General features: G+C 49.7%; 18 protein-coding genes and 1 riboswitch. Of the genes, 17 read left to right on the top strand and 1 reads right to left on the bottom strand.

The features are described from left to right. Positions 1 to 138: 138 nt before the first annotated feature. From RUW00_RS01790 to RUW00_RS01865, 16 genes are all read left to right on the top strand, one after another. Entirely contained in the window at positions 139 to 1,053 is a 915-nt protein-coding gene (locus RUW00_RS01790; protein WP_014417729.1) for an aspartate carbamoyltransferase catalytic subunit, read from the top strand. Next, on the top strand, positions 1,037 to 2,323 hold the full coding sequence (locus RUW00_RS01795) for a dihydroorotase (RefSeq protein WP_095271918.1): 1,287 nt from the start codon (positions 1,037 to 1,039) through the stop codon (positions 2,321 to 2,323). Before RUW00_RS01790 ends, RUW00_RS01795 begins: the two co-directional genes overlap by 17 nt. Then, positions 2,320 to 3,414 (top strand): carbamoyl phosphate synthase small subunit, encoded by a 1,095-nt coding sequence (locus tag RUW00_RS01800; protein ID WP_007409730.1) that lies wholly within the window; start codon positions 2,320 to 2,322, stop codon positions 3,412 to 3,414. Before RUW00_RS01795 ends, RUW00_RS01800 begins: the two co-directional genes overlap by 4 nt. Then, positions 3,399 to 6,614, top strand: a complete 3,216-nt coding sequence (gene carB / locus RUW00_RS01805) for a carbamoyl-phosphate synthase (glutamine-hydrolyzing) large subunit (protein ID WP_095271923.1) — start codon at positions 3,399 to 3,401, stop codon at positions 6,612 to 6,614. Before RUW00_RS01800 ends, carB begins: the two co-directional genes overlap by 16 nt. Further along, on the top strand, positions 6,611 to 7,381 hold the full coding sequence (locus RUW00_RS01810) for a dihydroorotate dehydrogenase electron transfer subunit (protein ID WP_063636628.1): 771 nt from the start codon (positions 6,611 to 6,613) through the stop codon (positions 7,379 to 7,381). The genes carB and RUW00_RS01810 overlap by 4 nt, the downstream gene beginning before the upstream one ends. Then, the gene (locus tag RUW00_RS01815) at positions 7,381 to 8,316 is read left to right on the top strand and encodes a dihydroorotate dehydrogenase (RefSeq protein ID WP_017417749.1); all 936 of its coding nucleotides are present in this window, start codon (positions 7,381 to 7,383) and stop codon (positions 8,314 to 8,316) included. The genes RUW00_RS01810 and RUW00_RS01815 overlap by 1 nt, the downstream gene beginning before the upstream one ends. Next, entirely contained in the window at positions 8,285 to 9,004 is a 720-nt protein-coding gene (gene pyrF, locus RUW00_RS01820) for an orotidine-5'-phosphate decarboxylase (RefSeq protein WP_095271928.1), read from the top strand. Before RUW00_RS01815 ends, pyrF begins: the two co-directional genes overlap by 32 nt. Beyond that, a complete protein-coding gene (gene pyrE / locus RUW00_RS01825) occupies positions 9,001 to 9,633 on the top strand; it encodes an orotate phosphoribosyltransferase (RefSeq protein WP_303621157.1) in 633 nt (210 codons plus the stop codon). Before pyrF ends, pyrE begins: the two co-directional genes overlap by 4 nt. Before the next feature lie 101 nt (positions 9,634 to 9,734). Beyond that, positions 9,735 to 9,839: riboswitch (SAM riboswitch) on the top strand. A 127-nt stretch (positions 9,840 to 9,966) separates the two neighbouring features. Continuing rightward, entirely contained in the window at positions 9,967 to 10,668 is a 702-nt protein-coding gene (locus RUW00_RS01830) for a phosphoadenylyl-sulfate reductase (RefSeq protein WP_003154369.1), read from the top strand. A gap of 12 nt (positions 10,669 to 10,680) precedes the next feature. Next, positions 10,681 to 11,745 (top strand): sulfate permease, encoded by a 1,065-nt coding sequence (locus RUW00_RS01835; RefSeq protein WP_315956447.1) that lies wholly within the window; start codon positions 10,681 to 10,683, stop codon positions 11,743 to 11,745. 48 nt (positions 11,746 to 11,793) lie between these two features. Then, on the top strand, positions 11,794 to 12,942 hold the full coding sequence (sat, locus tag RUW00_RS01840; protein WP_039063057.1) for a sulfate adenylyltransferase: 1,149 nt from the start codon (positions 11,794 to 11,796) through the stop codon (positions 12,940 to 12,942). Positions 12,943 to 12,955: 13 nt separating this feature from the next. Continuing rightward, positions 12,956 to 13,549: an adenylyl-sulfate kinase gene (gene cysC / locus RUW00_RS01845; protein WP_007611313.1), complete on the top strand. Its 594-nt coding sequence runs from the start codon at positions 12,956 to 12,958 to the stop codon at positions 13,547 to 13,549. 124 nt (positions 13,550 to 13,673) lie between these two features. Continuing rightward, positions 13,674 to 14,447, top strand: a complete 774-nt coding sequence (gene cobA, locus RUW00_RS01850) for a uroporphyrinogen-III C-methyltransferase (RefSeq protein WP_007409740.1) — start codon at positions 13,674 to 13,676, stop codon at positions 14,445 to 14,447. After that, positions 14,448 to 15,233: a sirohydrochlorin chelatase gene (locus tag RUW00_RS01855; RefSeq protein WP_280145086.1), complete on the top strand. Its 786-nt coding sequence runs from the start codon at positions 14,448 to 14,450 to the stop codon at positions 15,231 to 15,233. It begins immediately after the preceding gene. Then, positions 15,214 to 15,702 (top strand): precorrin-2 dehydrogenase/sirohydrochlorin ferrochelatase family protein, encoded by a 489-nt coding sequence (locus RUW00_RS01860; protein ID WP_095271941.1) that lies wholly within the window; start codon positions 15,214 to 15,216, stop codon positions 15,700 to 15,702. The genes RUW00_RS01855 and RUW00_RS01860 overlap by 20 nt, the downstream gene beginning before the upstream one ends. A gap of 93 nt (positions 15,703 to 15,795) precedes the next feature. Then, entirely contained in the window at positions 15,796 to 16,044 is a 249-nt protein-coding gene (locus RUW00_RS01865; protein WP_017417756.1) for a hypothetical protein, read from the top strand. Between the two features lie 81 nt (positions 16,045 to 16,125). On the opposite strand, the gene RUW00_RS01870 is transcribed toward RUW00_RS01865, so the two are convergent. Next, positions 16,126 to 17,832 (bottom strand): Rqc2 family fibronectin-binding protein, encoded by a 1,707-nt coding sequence (locus tag RUW00_RS01870; RefSeq protein ID WP_095272133.1) that lies wholly within the window; start codon positions 17,830 to 17,832, stop codon positions 16,126 to 16,128. Between the two features lie 119 nt (positions 17,833 to 17,951). Between RUW00_RS01870 and RUW00_RS01875 the strand changes: the two genes are divergently transcribed. Further along, positions 17,952 to 20,624 (top strand): calcium-translocating P-type ATPase, SERCA-type, encoded by a 2,673-nt coding sequence (locus RUW00_RS01875; RefSeq protein WP_061862180.1) that lies wholly within the window; start codon positions 17,952 to 17,954, stop codon positions 20,622 to 20,624. Positions 20,625 to 20,646: the final 22 nt, after the last annotated feature.

Raw genomic sequence — 20,646 nt, forward strand, 5'->3', positions numbered from 1 at the left:
CTTTTAAAGAAAGTCCAGAGAGGCTTGGAAGGGTTATAACGGGAAGAAGCTGTACGCTGCTTCTCTCTTTAACCGCACCCCGAGTCTATAGACCGGGGTGTTTTTTACGGCCTTCAAGCGGAAACGGAGGAGAAAAACATGAATCATTTAACGGCGATGTCTGAACTGAGCACTGCTGAAATTACAGAACTGCTGCGTGAGGCAAAAGCGATAAAAGAGGGAACAGTCCGCCCCGATCTCGCGGGAAAATTTGTTGCGAATCTGTTTTTTGAACCGAGCACGAGAACGCGGTTCAGCTTTGAAGTGGCGGAAAAGAAACTCGGAATGAACGTGCTCAGCTTAGACGATACGAGCACAAGCGTTCAAAAAGGCGAGTCCTTATATGACACGGTCAAAACACTGGAATCAATCGGAGCGGACGCCTGCGTCATCCGGCACAGCACGGATGAATATTACAAAGATCTGACCGGCAGAGTCAATATTCCGATCTTAAACGCCGGCGACGGCTGCGGCCAGCACCCGACTCAGTCATTGCTCGATTTAATGACGATTCAAGAGGAATTTGAGACCTTTCAGGGCCTGACGGTTTCCATTCATGGCGATATCAAACACAGCAGGGTGGCAAGGTCGAATGCCGAGGTGCTGACAAGGCTCGGCGCACGTGTGCTGTTTTCTGGTCCGCCGCAATGGCAGGATGAGAAAAACGCCTTCGGCACCTGTGTTCAGACGGATGAAGCCATACAAGCTTCAGATGTCGTCATGCTGCTCCGCATCCAAAATGAAAGGCATCAGACAGAAGCCGACCAAAAAGGCTACCTGGAAGCATACGGGCTGACCGCAAAGCGGGCGGAGAGCATGAAGCGGCATGCCATCATCATGCATCCCGCACCGGTGAACAGAGGAGTCGAAATTGACACAACATTAGTGGAATGCGGAAAATCAAGAATCTTTAAACAAATGGAAAATGGTGTGTATATCAGAATGGCAGTCTTAAAAAGAGCACTGCAAACCAATGTGAAAAGGGGAGAAGCGGCTTATGTCTTATCTCATTAAAAACGGCTGGATGTTAAATGAACAGGGAGAAAAAGTGGCACAGGATATCCGGGTAACGGGTGAATTCATTACGGAAACCGGGCTTCTGACAGCGAAAGACGGAGAAACGGTGATCGACGCTGAGGGACTGTTCGTTTCACCGGGGCTCGTAGACCTTCATGTCCACTTCAGAGAACCGGGCGGCGAGAAAAAAGAAACCATTGAGACGGGCTCTAAAGCCGCGGCGCGGGGCGGCTTTACCACAGTCGCAGCCATGCCGAATACAAGGCCGGTGCCGGATACGAAAGAGCAGATGGAATGGCTGCAAAACCGGATCAAAGAAACCTCATCTGTCAGGGTCCTTCCTTACGCATCAATTACGATCAGACAAACCGGCGAAGAAATGACAGATTTTGAGGCGCTTCATGAAGCGGGCGCATTCGCCTTCACCGATGACGGCGTCGGCGTTCAGACGTCGGGAATGATGTATGAAGCCATGAAACGGGCGGCTTCAATGAATAAAGCGATTGTCGCTCATTGTGAGGATAACTCGCTTATTTACGGCGGAAGCGTGCATGAAGGATCTTTTTCAAAAGCGAACGGCCTGAACGGCATACCTTCCATTTGTGAAGCGGTACATATCGCCCGTGACGTCCTGCTGGCGGAAGCGGCGGACTGCCATTACCATGTGTGTCATATCAGCACGAAAGAATCCGTCAGAGCCGTAAGAGACGCAAAAAAAGCGGGAATCCGCGTGACGGCGGAAGTGTCGCCGCACCACCTGCTGCTTTGTGACGAAGATATCCCGGGACTTGATACCAATTTTAAAATGAATCCGCCGCTTCGCAGCAAAGAGGACAGAGAGGCGCTGATTGAAGGGCTGTTAGACGGTACGATTGATTTCATCGCCACTGACCATGCGCCGCATACGGAAGAAGAGAAAAACACGGATATGAAGCTTGCGCCTTTCGGTATCGTCGGTTTAGAAACAGCCTTTCCGCTTCTGTACACACATTTTGTGAAAAACGGGACGTGGACGCTGAAGCAGCTGGTTGATTTCATGACGGTAAAACCTTGCGAGGCATTCGGTCTTCCGTACGGAACGCTTGCACCGGGCGCGCCTGCTGACATCACCCTGATTGATCTGGAAAAAGAAGCGGCCATTGACAAAGATACATTTTTATCTAAAGGAAAAAATACGCCATTCAACAAGATGAAGTGCTTCGGCTGGCCTGTTGCAACGATGGCAGCCGGTAAGCTTGCATACGAAGAAGGGAGACTCGTCAAATGAAAAGAAGACTAGTGCTGGAAAATGGAGCGGTATTTGAGGGTGAAGCATTCGGGAGCCTGGAACATACAGCGGGTGAAGTCGTATTCAACACGGGAATGACCGGTTATCAGGAAATTTTATCAGACCCTTCTTACTGCGGGCAGATCGTGACGCTGACGTATCCTCTGATCGGCAACTACGGAATTAACAGAGATGACTTTGAATCCATCACTCCTTTTGTAAAAGGGCTGATCGTAAAAGAACTGTGCGAGCTGCCTTCCAACTGGCGTTCGGCTTACACGCTTGACGAGTATTTGAAAATGAAAAATATCCCCGGCTTACAAGGGATTGACACGAGAAAGCTCACAAGAATGATCCGCACGGCCGGCGCATTAAAAGGAACGTTTGCTTCAAGCGAGGAGAATGTCGGAGAGGTTCTTGCAAGGCTGAAAGAAACGGAACTGCCGAGAAATCAAGTCGCTCAAGTATCTGCGAAAACGGCATATCCGAGTCCGGGCCGCGGCAAGCGCATCGTACTCGTCGATTTCGGTATGAAGCACGGCATTTTAAGAGAGTTAAACAAAAGAAAATGCGATGTCATCGTTGTGCCGTACAATGTAACGGCGGAAGAAGTGCTTCAGCTCAAGCCGGACGGCATCATGCTTTCTAACGGACCCGGAGATCCGAAAGATGTGCCGGAAGCCATTGAAATGATAAAAGGCATACTCGGGAAGGTGCCGTTATTCGGAATCTGCCTCGGCCACCAATTATTTGCGCTGGCATCCGGAGCGGAAACGGAAAAAATGAAATTCGGACACAGGGGTTCCAATCATCCGGTTAAAGAGCTTGCGACAGGGAAAGTCGCTTTAACCGCCCAAAACCACGGATATACAGTTTCTTCAATAGATGAGACAGAGCTTGAAGTGACGCACATTGCGATCAATGACCAAACGATCGAAGGACTCAAGCATAAAACATTGCCGGCATTTACGGTTCAGTACCACCCTGAAGCTTCACCGGGGCCGGAAGACGCCAATCATTTATTTGACAGATTCATTGACTTGATCGAAACAACTGAGAAAGAAGGGGAAGCGGTATGCCAAAACGCGTAGATATTAAAAAGATTTTAGTGATCGGATCAGGCCCGATTATTATCGGACAGGCGGCGGAATTTGATTATGCGGGCACACAGGCGTGTCTCGCTTTAAAGGAAGAAGGCTATGAAGTCATTCTCGTCAACTCGAATCCGGCAACGATTATGACGGATACGGAAATGGCTGATCGGGTATACATAGAGCCGCTGACGCCGGAGTTTCTCACGCGTATTATCAGAAAAGAACGGCCGGACGCCATCCTGCCGACTCTGGGAGGACAGACCGGACTGAATCTTGCCGTCGAGCTGTCTGAACTCGGGGTTCTTGAGGAATGCGGGGTGGAAGTGCTCGGCACAAAGCTGTCCGCCATCCAGCAGGCGGAAGACCGCGACTTATTCCGTACGCTGATGAATGAGCTGAATGAACCGGTGCCGGAAAGTGAGATCATCCGCACTTTACAGGAAGCCGAGGAATTTGTCGGCCGGATCGGGTTTCCGGTTATCGTGCGCCCCGCTTACACATTAGGCGGAACGGGCGGCGGCATCTGCTCGAATGAAGCAGAACTGAAAGAGATCGTCGAAAACGGATTAAAACTCAGCCCCGTCCATCAGTGCCTTCTGGAAAAAAGCATTGCCGGTTACAAAGAGATCGAATATGAAGTCATGAGAGACAGCAGAGATCACGCGATCGTCGTTTGCAACATGGAAAATATCGATCCGGTCGGCATCCATACGGGCGACAGCATCGTCGTTGCCCCGAGCCAGACTTTGAGCGACCGGGAATATCAGCTTTTGCGCAATGTTTCATTAAAGCTGATCCGCGCGCTCGGCATTGAAGGCGGCTGTAATGTTCAGCTCGCGCTCGATCCCGACAGCTTCCAATATTACATTATCGAAGTGAATCCGCGGGTGAGCCGCTCATCTGCCCTCGCTTCAAAAGCGACGGGTTACCCGATCGCAAAGCTTGCGGCGAAAATCGCAGTCGGGCTTTCTCTTGATGAAATGATGAATCCCGTAACAGGAAAAACATATGCGGCTTTTGAGCCCGCGCTTGACTATGTCGTTTCTAAAATCCCGCGCTGGCCGTTCGACAAATTTGAGTCGGCAAACCGCAGGCTCGGGACGCAGATGAAAGCCACCGGAGAGGTCATGGCCATCGGACGCACCCTTGAAGAATCGCTGTTAAAGGCGGTCCGCTCACTGGAAGCCGATGTCTATCACCTGGAACTGAAGGATGCGGGAGAGATTTCTGACGGACTTTTGGAAAAACGGATCAGAAAAGCCGGGGATGAACGCCTGTTTTATCTTGCTGAAGCGTTCAGAAGAGGCTATACAGTGGAGCAGCTTCATGAGTTTTCCGCAATTGACGTATTCTTTTTGCACAAGCTCTGGAAGCTGGTCGCTTTTGAAACAGAGCTGAAAGCGGAAAAAGGCAGCCTCGCCGTCCTTCAAACAGCGAAGGAACTCGGTTTCTCCGACAAATATATCAGCCGGGAATGGAATATGCCGGAACAAGAGCTGTATCAAATGCGAAAAGAAGCAGACATCAAGCCTGTATATAAAATGGTGGATACATGCGCGGCGGAATTCGAATCAGAAACCCCGTACTTCTACAGCACATATGAGGAAGAGAACGAGTCTGAGGTTACTTCAAGAAAAAGCGTCGTCGTCCTCGGTTCCGGGCCGATCCGTATCGGACAGGGCGTCGAATTTGACTATGCGACCGTTCATTCTGTCTGGGCGATCAAGCAGGCAGGCTATGAAGCGATTATTATCAACAACAATCCTGAGACGGTGTCCACTGATTTCAGCATATCAGACAAACTGTATTTTGAACCGCTGACGGTTGAAGATGTCATGCACATCATTGATTTGGAACAGCCGGAAGGCGTTGTTGTCCAATTCGGCGGGCAGACGGCGATCAATCTTGCGGAAGAATTGAGCGCCCGCGGCGTCAAAATTCTCGGCACATCACTTGAAGATTTAGACCGTGCGGAAGACCGGGATAAGTTCGAGCAGGCGCTTGAGGCGCTGAATGTGCCGCAGCCTCTTGGAAAAACCGCCGTGTCGGTGAACGAAGCTGTCAAAATCGCCGCATCCATCGGCTATCCGGTACTTGTCCGCCCTTCGTATGTGCTCGGCGGCCGGGCGATGGAAATCGTCTATCACGAAGAAGAGCTGCTTCACTATATGAAAAATGCGGTCAAAATCAACCCGCAGCATCCGGTGTTAATCGACCGTTATCTGACGGGGAAAGAAATCGAAGTCGATGCCGTATCTGACGGCGAAACAGTCGTTATTCCGGGAATTATGGAGCATATCGAGCGGGCCGGCGTCCATTCAGGGGATTCAATCGCCGTATATCCGCCTCAGTCTTTAAGCGAAGACATAAAGAAAAAAATCGAACAATACACTGTAGCCTTGGCAAAAGGCCTTAACATCATCGGGTTGCTGAACATCCAGTTCGTACTGTCGAAAGGTGAGGTGTATGTGCTTGAGGTAAATCCGCGGTCAAGCAGAACCGTGCCGTTCTTAAGCAAAATCACAAAAATCCCGATGGCGAACCTGGCGACAAAGGTCATCCTCGGTCAAAAGCTTGCTGATTTCGGCTATCAAGAGGGGCTGCAGCCTGAACAGCAGGGGGTATTCGTGAAAGCGCCTGTCTTCTCATTCGCGAAGCTGAGAAGAGTGGATATCACGTTAGGCCCTGAAATGAAGTCGACGGGAGAGGTCATGGGCAAAGATTCAACCCTGGAAAAAGCGCTCTATAAAGCGCTGATTGCTTCTGGCATTCAAATCCCGAACTACGGCTCAGTGCTGTTGACCGTTGCCGATAAAGATAAAGAAGAAGGACTGCTGATCGCCAAGCGGTTCCACGCCATCGGCTATAAAATCTTGGCAACGGAAGGAACGGCGGCTTATTTGAAAGACGCTCAGATTCCGGCTCAGGTCGTCGGAAAAATCGGCGAAGAAGGGAAAAATCTGCTCGATGTCATCAGAAACGGCGAAGCGCAATTTGTCATCAATACGCTGACAAAGGGCAAACAGCCGGCCAGAGACGGCTTCAGAATCCGCCGCGAATCCGTTGAGAACGGAGTCGCCTGCCTGACATCTTTAGATACGGCCGAAGCCATTTTGCGGGTACTGGAAAGCATGACATTCCGGACGGATCATATGCCTGCATCCGAAACCAATCAAAAGGCGGCAGTCACGATATGAAAAAAGCGCATTTGACTGTTCAATCCAACTTAGAGATTGCCGACAGGATTTATAAGATGGTGCTGAAAGGAGAGCTTGTCCGGCACCTTACCGAGCCGGGTCAATTTCTTCATCTGAAGGTGAGTGACGCGGTCACGCCGCTATTAAGAAGACCGCTCAGCATTGCGGACGTCAATTTCGCCGCGAATGAAGTATCCGTTATCTACAGAGCTGACGGTGAGGGAACGCGTCTTTTGTCCGAGAAAAAAGAGGGCGGGAGGATAGACGTTCTCGGCCCTCTCGGCAACGGATTCCCCGTCCGGCGGATTGAACCCGGCAAAACCGCGCTGTTAGTCGGAGGCGGAGTCGGGGTTCCGCCTTTGCAGGAACTGTCAAAGCGCCTGACGGAAAAAGGCGTAAACGTCATTCATGTGCTTGGATTTCAATCAGCAAAGGATGTTTTTTACGAACAGGAATGTCGTGCGTACGGAGACACCTATGTGGCGACGGCTGACGGAACATATGGAGAGAAAGGATTTGTCACCGATATCATCCGTGAAAAGCAGCTCGAATTCGATGTCCTGCTAAGCTGCGGACCGACACCGATGCTGAAAGCTCTGAAGCAGCAGTACGGCCATAAAGAGGTTTACCTTTCGATGGAAGAGCGGATGGGCTGCGGCATCGGGGCCTGCTTCGCCTGCGTGTGCCGCACGGGTGAAAGCGATACATCCTATGTAAAGGTCTGCCTTGACGGGCCGGTATTTAAAGCTGAGGAGGTGGCGCTGTAATGTTAGAAGTGAATCTGCCGGGTCTCCAATTGAAAAATCCGATCATCCCCGCTTCCGGATGTTTCGGTTTCGGGAAAGAATATGCCGGATTTTACGATTTATCATGCCTCGGAGGCATTATGATTAAAGCCACGACGAACGAAGCCCGCTTCGGAAATCCTACGCCGAGAGTGGCGGAGACAAGCGCGGGAATGCTGAATGCCATCGGACTGCAAAATCCCGGCCTTGAGCATGTGCTCAATCATGAGCTGCCTTGGCTCGAACAATTTGACACGCCGATTATCGCAAATGTCGCCGGTTCTCAGGTGGACGACTATAAAGAAGTGGCCGAGCACATCAGCCAAGCGCCGAATGTGCATGCGCTTGAGCTTAACATTTCATGTCCGAATGTCAAAACGGGGGGGATTGCTTTTGGCACTGATCCTGTCATGGCGGCCGAACTGACAAAAGCGGTGAAAGAAGTTTCTGCAGTGCCTGTGTATGTGAAGCTTTCGCCTAATGTCGCAAACATAGCCGAAATTGCCAAAGCGATTGAAGCGGCCGGTGCTGACGGTCTGACGATGATTAATACACTCATCGGGATGAGGCTCGATCTCAAGACGGGACGGCCGATCTTAGCAAATAAAACGGGCGGACTGTCAGGCCCGGCGATCAAACCGGTCGCCATCCGGATGGTATACGAAGTCAGCCAGGCCGTTCAAATCCCGATTATCGGGATGGGCGGCGTTCAGACCGCAGAGGATGCATTAGAATTTCTTCTTGCGGGAGCGAGTGCAGTTGCCGTCGGCACGGCGAACTTCGTCAATCCGTTCGTCTGCCCGGAAATCATAGAACAGCTCCCCCGTGTGCTGCGCCAACACGGCTTTCAATCTGTAAGTGAATGCATCGGAAGGAGCTGGAAACATGAAAAACAACCTGCCCATCATCGCGCTTGATTTTGCATCAGGGGAAGAGACTTTAACGTTTTTAGACTTGTTTGAAAAGGAAAGGCTTTTTGTCAAAACGGGGATGGAACTTTTTTATCAGGAAGGCCCCGCCATCATTCACCAATTAAAAGAACGGAATTGTGATATATTTTTAGATTTAAAGCTTCATGATATCCCGACTACGGTCAATAAAGCGATGAAGCGGCTTGCCGGCCTCGGCGTTGATCTCGTCAATGTGCATGCGGCAGGGGGCGCACGCATGATGCGCGCGGCCCTAGAGGGGCTTGAAGAAGGCACGCCGGCAGGCAGAAAACGACCGTCTTTAATCGCGGTGACTCAGCTGACCAGCACTTCAGAGCAGGTGGCGAAGGAAGAGCTTCTGCTGCATAAGCCGCTGTTAGAAACGGTTGTGCATTACGGCAAAATGGCGGAAGAGTGCGGGCTGGACGGAGTGGTATGTTCGGTACATGAAACAAAAGCCATTTATGAAGCGGTCCGGCCTTCATTTCTGACAGTCACACCGGGCATCCGCACGGCCAGTGACGCAGCTGACGATCAAGTCCGGACGGCGACTCCGTTATTTGCGAAAGAAAACGGGTCGTCAGCCATCGTCGTGGGCCGCTCAATTACAAAAGCGGAAAACCCCGTTAAAGCATATGAAGCAATTAAACTGGAATGGGAGGGCGTTCGCCGATGAAACAGGCTATCGCAAAACATCTATTACACATTGAAGCTGTCTTTTTACGCCCGAATGAGCCGTTTACGTGGGCGAGCGGCATTTTATCACCGATCTATTGTGACAACCGTCTGACATTGTCGTATCCAAAAGTGAGAAATGATGTGGCGGACGGGCTCGGCAAACTGCTGAAAGAGCATTTCCCCGAGGCGGAGATGATCGCGGGCACTGCAACGGCGGGCATTCCGCATGCTGCGCTTCTCGCAGATCGTACAGGCGCGCCGATGTGCTACGTCAGAAGCAAACCGAAAGCGCACGGCAAAGGAAATCAAATAGAAGGCGCCATTAAGAAAGGACAAAAAACAGTCGTGATTGAAGACTTGATTTCTACCGGGGGCAGCGTGCTTGAAGCTGCGGCGGCCCTTCAAAGAGAGGGCGCGGAAGTCCTCGGTGTCATTTCCATTTTTACATACGGACTGCCGAAAGCAAAAGAAGCCTTTAAAAAAGCGGGTCTTCCTTATTACTCGTTAACGGATTATGACACGCTGATTGAAGTCGCGCTTGAAAACGGAACGATTCATTCAGATGACATTGAGAAACTGAAATCATGGAAATTGAATCCCGAGTCAAAAGATTGGTTTAAAAAATAATGACAATAAAAACAGGCCTCAGGGCCTGTTTTATTATTCCTATCAAAAAACTCGGGTTGACTTCTGTTAGAATTGTGCTAAAATTTAGTACAAATCTAAAAAGCTTATCAAGAGCGGCTGAGGGACTGGACCGATGACGCCCGGCAACCTGCGTGAATTGCAAGGTGCCGCATCCAGAAAAATGCACAGCATTTTGAAGATAAGGGCTATACCGGGTCACTGTCTTTCATTCCGCTGGATTGAAAGTTTTTTATATGAAAAAAAGATTGAGGGATAAGACAACCGGCAGAAAACAACAGCTGTTTGATTGTCTCCGGGAGGAGGAAAGAAAAAATGCTAACGTATGACACATGGGAAGAGCCGGCGATTACATTTCCGGAAGACGATTCCTATAAAGGCGCGCTGTCCGTTTTAAAATGGGCATACGGCCACTACGGAGACCAGCTTGTTTACGCGTGCAGCTTCGGGATTGAAGGCATCGTCCTGATCGATTTAATTTCTAAAGTAAAGAAAGACGCGGAAATCGTGTTTCTCGATACGGGTCTTCACTTTAAAGAAACATATGAAACGATCGAAAAAGTGAAAGAGCGTTACCCGGGACTGAACATTATCCTGAAAAAGCCAAGCCTTACTCTTGAAGAACAGGCCGAGGCTCACGGAGATAAACTGTGGGAAAGAGAACCGAACCAGTGCTGCTACATCAGAAAAATTCTGCCGTTAAGAGAAGCGCTCGCGGGGCATCCGGCATGGCTGTCCGGTCTTCGCCGGGATCAAGGGCCGAGCCGGGCGAATACGAATTTCCTGAATAAAGACGACAAGTTTCAATCGATTAAAGTATGCCCGCTGATCCATTGGACATGGAAAGACATCTGGAGATATACTTCCAAGCATGAGCTGGATTACAATATCCTCCACGATCAGGGGTATCCGAGCATCGGCTGTGAACCGTGCACTTCACCTGCATTTACCGCGGAAGATTTGCGGAGCGGCAGATGGAACGGCATGGCGAAAACAGAATGCGGACTGCATGAATAAAGGAGCTGCACGATGGAATTAGCCGCTATTTTATTCTGCCTGTTTTTTGCCATGAATATCGGAGCCAGCGGAGCCGCGGCTTCAATGGGAGTCGCTTACGGGTCCGGCGCCGTTAAAAAGAAAACGTATGCGCTGATCATCTGCGCGGCCGGAGTCCTGTCAGGGGCAGTTATCGGCGGCGGTGAAGTTGTTAAGACGATCAGCGGCGGAATCATTCCCGAACAAACCATTACGCTCACCATTGTCTGCATTATTATCGGATCGGCGGCGCTATCGTTATTCACGGCGAATGTGCTCGGCATTCCGCTGTCGACGAGTGAGGTCACTGTCGGGGCGATTGTCGGTGTCGGCGTCGCGTACAAAATATTGTTTTTACAGCATCTTTTGGTCATCGTGAGTTTTTGGGTGCTTGTACCGTTTGTCGCGTTCTGTTTCACGTTTCTCGTCTCGAAGGTATTCAGTTCTCTGAATATTCGAGTCATTTCGAATCGGAAACAGAAGATTTTGGGGATTGTGCTGCTGATTGCGGGGTTTTGGGAAGCTTTTTCAGCCGGAATGAACAATGTCGCAAATGCGGTGGGCCCTCTGGTTGCTGCGGGCGTGCTCAGCGTGTCCAAAGGAACGCTGTACGGAGGCATCTTTGTCGCTCTCGGCGCTCTGCTTTTAGGACGTAAAGTGCTTGAAACCAACGGGAAAAAGATTACGAGATTTTCAGCCGGAGAAGGCATACTGCTTTCAGGAACCGGCGCGGGGCTTGTCATTATCAGTTCCGTCTTCGGTCTGCCGGTCCCATTGGCGCAAGTCACATCATCATCAATTATCGGTATCGGAATGGCCAAAAACGGGCCGAACGTTTTTCATAAAGAAGTCGTGAAAACGATGCTCAAAGTATGGGTCGTTTCGCCGTTTTTGTCACTGTCGATTTCGTATTTGCTTGTCTCCCTGCTGTTAAAAGGAGATTACTATTCCATCTTTATGATGGCCAGCGTGCTTTTGGCAGCTGGCGGAGCCGCCAGTCTGATGAAAGCCATCCGAAAAGAGAAACGCTCTGTCCATGAACAAGGCGGAGGCATTTAACTATTAATCTGAGTTTATTTATCTGTTAACTGGGAGGAATCGTGTATTATGAGTTTAGCACCGCACGGAGGAACATTAATTAATCGGGTGAATGAGCAGTATGATCTTACATCCGTCCAAAAAGAAATTGAGCTTGATTTGATTTCGTTCGCTGATTTAGAGCTGATCGGGATCGGGGGATACAGCCCGATTGAAGGATTTTTCACAGAAAAAGATTACGTGTCAGTCGTTGAAAATATGCGTCTGGCATCCGGGGTTGTCTGGTCCCTGCCGATCACGCTTCCGGTCGATTCAGAAAAAGCGGCTGAGCTTGCCGTCGGCGACACGGTGAAACTGACTTACGGCGGAGAAACATACGGCGTCGTCGACATCGAAGATATTTATACGCCGGATAAACAAAAAGAAGCCGTTCACGTATATAAAACCGATGATGCCGCGCATCCGGGCGTGAAAAAATTATTTTCACGCGGTGATACGTATGTCGGCGGGCCGATCACATTAGTTAAAAAAGCGTCAAAGCAGTTTCCCGAGTTTACATTTGAACCTGCCGATACAAGACGAAGCTTCGAAGAAAAGGGCTGGAAAACCATCGTCGGTTTCCAAACGAGAAATCCGGTTCACCGCGCCCACGAATATATCCAAAAAACCGCGCTTGAGACGGTTGACGGCCTGTTTTTGAATCCGCTCGTCGGTGAAACAAAATCAGATGACATTCCGGCGGATGTCAGAATGGAAAGCTACCAGGTGCTGCTCGATCATTATTATCCGAAAGACCGCGTTTTCCTCGGCGTATTTTTGGCGGCAATGCGGTATGCGGGGCCGAGAGAAGCCATTTTCCACGCGCTTGTCCGCAAAAACTACGGCTGCACGCATTTTATCGTCGGCCGCGATCATGCCGGCGTCGGTGATTACTACGGCACATATGAAGCGCAAGAGCTGTTTGATCAATTTACAGCGGATGAACTCGGGATTACACCGATGAAGTTCGAGCACAGCTTCTTCTGCCGGAAATGCGGCAACATGGGAACGGCCAAAACATGCCCGCATGACAGAGAAGACCACGTCATTCTGTCAGGAACAAAGGTCAGAGAAATGCTGCGGAGCGGCGTCATGCCGCCGGCGGAATTCAGCCGTCCTGAAGTTGTTGAGGTGTTGATTAAAGGGCTGAAAACGAAAGAAGAAGCAGGCGTTTCTTAAGGAGGAAAATAGAGTGACAAATCGTGATATCGTGTGGCATGAAGCCTCAATAACGAAAGAAGAATACCAGCAGAAAAACAAGCATAAAAGCTCTATCCTCTGGCTGACGGGCTTAAGCGGTTCAGGGAAATCCACGATTGCAAACGCCGCAGCGCGCGAGCTGTTTGAACAAGGCTATCAAGTCATCGTGCTTGATGGTGATAACATCCGCCACGGCTTAAACAAGGACTTAGGTTTTTCCGATGATGACCGCAAGGAAAATATACGCCGCATCGGGGAAGTGGCGAAGCTTTTCGTTCAGCAGGGAACCATCGTCATCACGGCGTTTATTTCTCCGTTCCGTGAGGACAGAGATCAGGTGAGAGAGCTTGTGGCAGAGGGCGAATTTAATGAAATCTACGTGAAATGCGATCTCGATATATGTGAAAAGCGCGATCCGAAAGGTTTATATAAAAAAGCAAGAAATGGTGAAATTCCGTTCTTTACGGGGATCGACTCACCGTATGAAGAGCCGAAAGCGCCTGAGCTCGTACTTGATTCAGGCAAATGTGAACGCGAAGAATGCACGGGAAGACTGGTTGACTTTGTGAAAAACAGCTTAGCATAATAGGTCCAAAAAGGCCGCGCAATCAGCCGGATATCCCCCCTAATGGCGGGATATGGTAAAATAGCTGAAGTGCGGCCTCGCGGCTGTTCTGGGAAGATTTCAAAACGGATCGGGGAGACATGCTATGGGGAAAGTATTTATCGTTGGAGCCGGTCCGGGAGATCCGGACTTATTAACGGTGAAGGCAATGAAAGCCATACAGAAAGCGGACGTTATATTATATGACAGATTGGTAAGCAAAGAGATTTTACAGTATGCCGGAGAAGAAGCGGATCTGATTTACTGCGGCAAGCTCCCGGATTTTCACATTATGAAACAGGATACGATCAACCGTTTCCTTGTGAAGTATGCGAAAAAAGGAAAAACCGTTGTAAGGCTAAAGGGGGGCGACCCGTTTGTTTTCGGCCGCGGGGGCGAAGAAGCGGAGGCTCTCGCGCAAAACGCCATTCCGTTTGAGATCGTTCCCGGCATTACATCAGGAATCGCGGCTGCTGCTTATGCCGGCATTCCCGTGACGCACAGAGAGGCGAGCTCCAATGTTGCATTCGTTACGGGGCATTATAAACAAGAAGACGACTTTGAAGAAAAATGGAAAGCGCTGGCGACGGGTATTGATACGCTGGTGATTTATATGGGAATTAAAAATATCCGGCAGATTGAAAGAATGCTGCTGGAAAACGGCAGAGACGCCGGCACCCCGGCAGCCTTTATTCATTGGGGAACGACGGACAGGCAAAAAACTGTCGTCTGCACCGTCGGCACGCTTTCAGACACAGTGATAAAAGAAGAAATCAAAAACCCGAGCTTAATTGTTATCGGTGATGTCGTCAATTATCACTGCAAACTGGACTGGTATGCATCTGAACAGAAAAATCTGGATTTGAGCGAGGCGTTGTAAATGAAGCAGGCGATTTTATACATCGGGCACGGAAGCAGGCTGAAAAAAGCGCAGACAGAGTCGGCGGCGTTTTTAAAAGGGTGCATGCCGCACGCTGACGCTCCCATTCAGGAAATTTGTTTTTTAGAACTGCAGGAACCGTCTATTGAAGCGGGATTTAAAGCATGTGTCAGACAAGGCGCCACTCATATTGCGGCCGTGCCTTTGCTGCTGTTGACCGCTGCCCACGCAAAACATGACATTCCGGCTGAAATCGCCCGTGCGGCGGCCCTGCATCCCGATATAAAAGTGACATATGGTGTTCCGATCGGAGTGGACGATGAAGTCGTAAAAGCGGTGCATCATCGCATTGAAGATACCGGAGTGCCCATTGAGCAGGCGAAAGTGGTGCTGATCGGAAGAGGAAGCACAGATCCGGCAGTTAAAAACGCAGTCAGTAAGATTGCCGGAAAACTTGAGGCGATTACACCTGTTAAAGAAGTCATCCCTTGTTTTTTAACAGCATGTGACCCGCACTATAAAGAAGTGTTTGCCGGCCTTGAAGAGGATGACGGAGCACCCGTTTTTATCGTTCCATATCTTTTGTTTACCGGGCTTTTAATGACTGAGATTGAACGGGAAGTTCAAAAGCTTCAAACGATCAATCAAAATGTTCATCTCGCTTCATACTTAGGTTTTCACCCGCATATTAAGCAGGCGTTTTTGAACCGTGTGACAGAAGCTGTTCGAAACCCCGGCGGTCAGTTTGATTTTAAGGGGGGACAGTATGCTGCCTCTGCACATTAATTTAAGCGGAAAAAGAATTATCATCGCGGGCGGAGGCAATGTTGCCTTAAGAAGGCTCAAAACGGTGCTTCCGGAAGGCGCGGATATTACTGTAATCAGTCCCGATGCCCTGCCTGAAATGAAACAGCTGGCGGATGATGGACGTATCCGCTGGGTTTCCCGTAAAATTGAAATGAAGGATCTCGCGCCCGCTTTTTTCATCATTGCCGCGACAAATGACCGCAGCGTGAATCAGGAGATAGCCGCGAGCGCTTCTGAAACGCAGCTGGTCAATTGTGTAAGCGATGCTGAACAGGGCAGCGTGTATATGCCGAAGATCATCCGCAAAGGGCGCATTCAAGTATCCGTATCAACAAGCGGCGCAAGCCCGGCACATACGAAAAGACTGGCTGAGGACATAGAGCCTCTCATTACTGCTGATTTGGCTGAAGAAGTGGATCGATTATTTGAGAAAAGAAGAAGACCATAAAAAACACCTTGTCTGTCATCAGGCAGGGTATTTTTTATACTGTCCTGACAGTCCCCGAATGTGAACAATTCAAAACGAAAGCGGGCAGTTTGAATGTTATATGCCGACAAGCGGTCAGGATTGCGAAGTGACGCGGAATATTTATCTGGTCCCGATGCCGCCTGGATTCCGCCCGCATACAAAGGAAAGGTCAGAGACCCGCCCGGATGTGCTCAGGTTCGGCGAGGGAAGGTGACAGTATCCGCCGCCAAATCAGGTGTGACCGTTTTAATCAGAGACGGCCCCGGCGGATCAGGCAGACATGACGGGAAACTGATCAGATACTGTAAAGATCGGTTCTGACGGCTGGGAGAGTTTCGTCTCCGTTTATAAGTAATAAAAAACACCTCCAAGCTGAGTGCGGGTTTCAGCTTGGAGGTGCGTTTATTTTTTCAGCCGTATGACAAGGTCGGCATCAGGTGTGACAAATACGGTATGCTGGCTGTCATAGGTGACAAATCCGGGCTTTGCGCCGTTTGGCTTTTTCACGTGTCTGATTTTTGTATAATCAACGGGAACGGAGCCGGAATCTTTCGCCTTGGAAAAATAAGCGGCGATCGCAGCCGCCTCCAGTATGGATTGTTCATCCGGATCGCTGCTTTTAATCACAACGTGGGAACCGGGAATGTCTTTCGTGTGGAACCATAAATCATCCCTTGCGGCAGCTTTTGTCGTTAAGTACTCATTTTGTTTATTGTTTTTGCCGACAAGAATCGTCAATCCCCGTGAAGATTCATATTGCTCCAAAACAGGAACGTGCTGCTTCTGCTTTTTCTGTCCTCGCTGCTGTTTCGGTCGCAGATATTTGCCTTCCACAAGCTCTTCCCTTATTTCGTGAATATCCTTTGTGGAGGCGGAGGAGAGCTGCTGGATCAGCTGATCGAAATAAGCGATTTCCTCCTCGGCCAGACGGATCTGTTCTTTTACCACCTCGACGGAATTCTTCGCCTTTTGATACTTTGTAAAATACATCTGCGCGTTTTCTGACGGTGTTTTGTTCGGATTTAAAGGGATGGTCACCGTCTTACTTTCTTCATCATAATAATTGATGACTTCCGCTTCTTTGTCACCTTTTTTCAGCATATATAAATTCGCCGTCAGCAGTTCGCCGTATAGCTGGAATTCCTTCGCATTTTCTGAGTAGTCGAGCGTCTTTTCCAGCTTTTTTATCTTATTGGCGTTCTTTTTCCGTTCATTTGCGACAAACCGCTCGAGATCCTGAGCCTGCTGTTTGACGCGGTCGCGTTCCGCCTTGCCGAAATAAAACCGGTCCAACAGCTCACTCAGAGAGTGAAAGGTGCGCTCCTCTCCGTTTACATGTGTGAGAGACAGGAGATAAAAGTATTCCTTTCCGCCGGCTGTCGTAATGTTCGGTGTAAACCTGCAATCTTTCACGGCATGGAACATTTCAATCAGCGTCTTCGGCAGCGTTATTTTGTTAGCGAGACCCGCTCTGTGAACGGCTTCTTTTGCAAACAGCGGAGAAACACCGGAGAAATGTCTGACGATCTGCTGGTCAAGCCGTCCTTCCTGAAAACTGAGATAACGCAAAACGTCTTCTTCGTCCGCGGCGAGCGGCGAAATTTTTTCCTGAGCGGGAGGAAGCTTGTAATCATAGCCCGGCAGAACGGTCCGGTAGCTGTTCATCGACGGAGATAAATGTTTCAGCCCGTCGATGATGGCTCCTTCTCCGTCAGTCAGGATAATATTGCTGTGCCGCCCCATAATTTCAACATACAGCATTCTGACGGTTTCGTCGCCGATTTCATTTCTGCTTTTTATGCGGAATATCATAATCCGGTCTAATCCGGCCTGTTCTATTTTCTCAATAAATCCGCCTTCTATATGCTTTCTGAGCAGCGTACAAAACATCGGCGGCTCGCTCGGATTTTCATAGGCCTGATTCGTCATGTGCACCCGTGAATAGCTCGGATGCGCCGATAATAATAATTTATGGTTTTTTCCGTTAGCGCGGATATGGAATATCACATCGTGCTTAAAAGGCTGATGGACTCTCGTGATCCGGCCTCCGGCAATCCGGCTGTTTAATTCATGTGTCATTCCGTATGTAAACATGCCATCAAAAGACATATAAAACACCCTTTCCTTCTTCCTGCATTCGATAATTATAGCATGAAAAGGGACGAGTCAGAATAAGCTTGTTTACAGAGTGACATCTCTAAAGCGAGGCAGGGGAGTGGACGAGAAGAATGAAGTTTCATGAAATGGGACAAACCGATTTGCTGAAAGCAACAAATACGTCCATTAAACAGGGGTTGACCGAAAAAGAGGTGAAAAAACGCCTTGAAAAGCACGGACCGAACGAGCTTCAGGAGGGCAAGAGGACACCGGCGATCGCCGTGTTTTTCGCCCAATTTAAAGATTTTATGGTGCTCGTGCTGCTGGCGGCAACCTTAATATCCGGGTTTTTAGGCGAATATGTAGATGCCGTAGCGATTATGGCGATTGTATTTGTCAATGGGGTTCTCGGTTTTTTTCAAGAGCGGCGTGCGGAAAAGTCTTTACACGCATTAAAAGAGCTGTCAACGCCGTATGTGTCAGCGTTGCGGGACGGGAGCTGGAAGAAAATTCAGTCCAAGGAGCTCGTTCCCGGCGATATCATGAAATTTTCAAGCGGCGACCGGATTGGCGCGGATGTGCGGATCGTTGAAGCGAAAAGCCTTGAAATTGAGGAATCGGCGCTGACCGGGGAATCAATTCCGGTGGTTAAACAAGCTGATAAACTGAGAAAGCCGGATGTTTCGTTAGGCGACATCAGCAATATGGCGTTTATGGGTACGATCGTAACGCGCGGCAGCGGTGTCGGCGTCGTCGTCGGTACAGGAATGAATACGGCAATGGGGAAAATCGCCGATATGCTGGAATCCGCCGGCAGCCTTTCAACACCGCTGCAGCGAAGACTTGAAGAGCTCGGCAAAATTTTAATTATCGTCGCGCTCCTTTTAACGGTATTGGTCGTTGCAGTCGGCGTCTTACAGGGACATGAGCTTTACAGCATGTTTTTGGCCGGGGTGTCATTGGCCGTCGCCGCGATTCCGGAAGGGCTTCCCGCCATTGTTACGGTGGCATTATCAATCGGCGTCCAGCGCATGATCAAACAAAAATCAATTGTCAGAAAGCTCCCGGCGGTTGAAACATTGGGCTGCGCCTCTGTCATTTGTTCTGATAAAACCGGCACGCTGACACAAAACAAAATGACCGTCACCCATATGTGGTCAGGGGGAAAAACATTTAAAGTGTCAGGCATCGGCTATGAGCCGGAGGGCGTTTTCACCCGAGATGAGCGGGAAATCAAGCTGAAAGATGAGAAGATTCTTGAACAGATGCTGGTTTTCGGCGCGTTGTGCAACACATCCGAAATCGCACTGAAAGACGGCCATTATGTACTCGACGGCGATCCGACAGAAGGAGCACTGCTGACGGCTGCAAGAAAGGGCGGCTATTCAAACGATTGGCTCAGCGGGCAATACCGCGTGGTTGCCGAGTTTCCGTTTGACTCCGTCCGCAAAATGATGACCGTCATTGTAGAGGATAAGGAAAAAAAGCAGTTCGTCATCACTAAAGGAGCGCCCGATGTGCTGATTGACCGCTCGTCACATCTGATGTACGACGCAAGAAGCGCGCCATTTTCAGGAGAAAAGAAAGCAGAAACGGAAGCGGTTCTGAAAGAGCTGGCGTCGCAAGCTTTGCGTACGATCGCGATTGCTTATAAACCGCTTAAGCCCGGAGAAAAGCCGACAATGGAGCAGGCGGAAAAAAATCTGACGATGCTCGGCTTGTCAGGCATGATTGATCCGCCCCGTCCGGAGGTCAGACAGGCGATTAAAGAATGCCGTGAAGCCGGCATTAAAACGGTTATGATCACAGGGGATCACGTCGAAACGGCAAAGGCCATTGCAAAAGATTTGCGTCTTCTTCCGAAAAAGGGGCGTGTGATGGACGGCAAGACGCTGAATGAGCTTACGGAGAAAGAACTTATCGAAACGGTCGATGATGTCTACGTCTTCGCACGCGTGTCGCCTGAACATAAATTGAAAATCGTCAAAGCGTTCCAGGAAAACGGACACGTCGTCGCCATGACGGGAGACGGGGTTAATGACGCGCCGGCCATAAAGCAGGCAGATATCGGCGTTGCCATGGGCGTGACGGGAACGGATGTGGCAAAGGAAGCCTCTTCTCTCATTCTGGTAGATGATAACTTTGCTACGATTAAATCAGCCATAAAAGAGGGACGGAATATCTATGAAAATATAAGAAAATTCGTCCGGTATTTGCTCGCCTCCAACGTCGGTGAAATTTTAGTGATGCTGTTTGCGATGCTTCTCGCTCTGCCGCTGCCGCTCGTTCCGATTCAGATATTGTGGGTGAACTTAGTCACTGACGGGCTGCCGGCGATGGCCCTCGGTATGGATCAGCCGGAAGGAGATCTGATGAGGCGGAAGCCGCGGCATCCGAAAGAAGGAGTGTTTGCGAGAAAACTGGGCTGGAAAGTCGTATCAAGAGGGTTTTTAATCGGTGCCGCAACCATTTTAGCGTTTATCATCGTCTATCACCGCAATCCTGAAAATCTGCCTTACGCACAGACCGTTGCATTCGCGACTCTTGTCCTAGCTCAGCTTATACACGTGTTTGACTGCCGGAGCGAAACGTCTGTTTTCTCCCGGAATCCGTTTGAAAATATCTATCTGCTCGGCGCCATCATTTCTTCTATCTTCCTGATGGTCATCGTCATCTATTATCCGCCGCTGCAGCCGATTTTCAAAACAGTGCCGATTACGCCGGGCGATTGGATGCTGATTATCGGTATGTCGGGCATACCTACTTTTTTGCTGGCGGGTTCACTTTTGACAAGAAAAAAATAATTCCATATGATATAATCTTAGG

This window comes from Bacillus sp. IS1 (assembly GCF_032461585.1).
Taxonomy (GTDB): Bacteria; Bacillota; Bacilli; order Bacillales; family Bacillaceae; genus Bacillus; species Bacillus velezensis.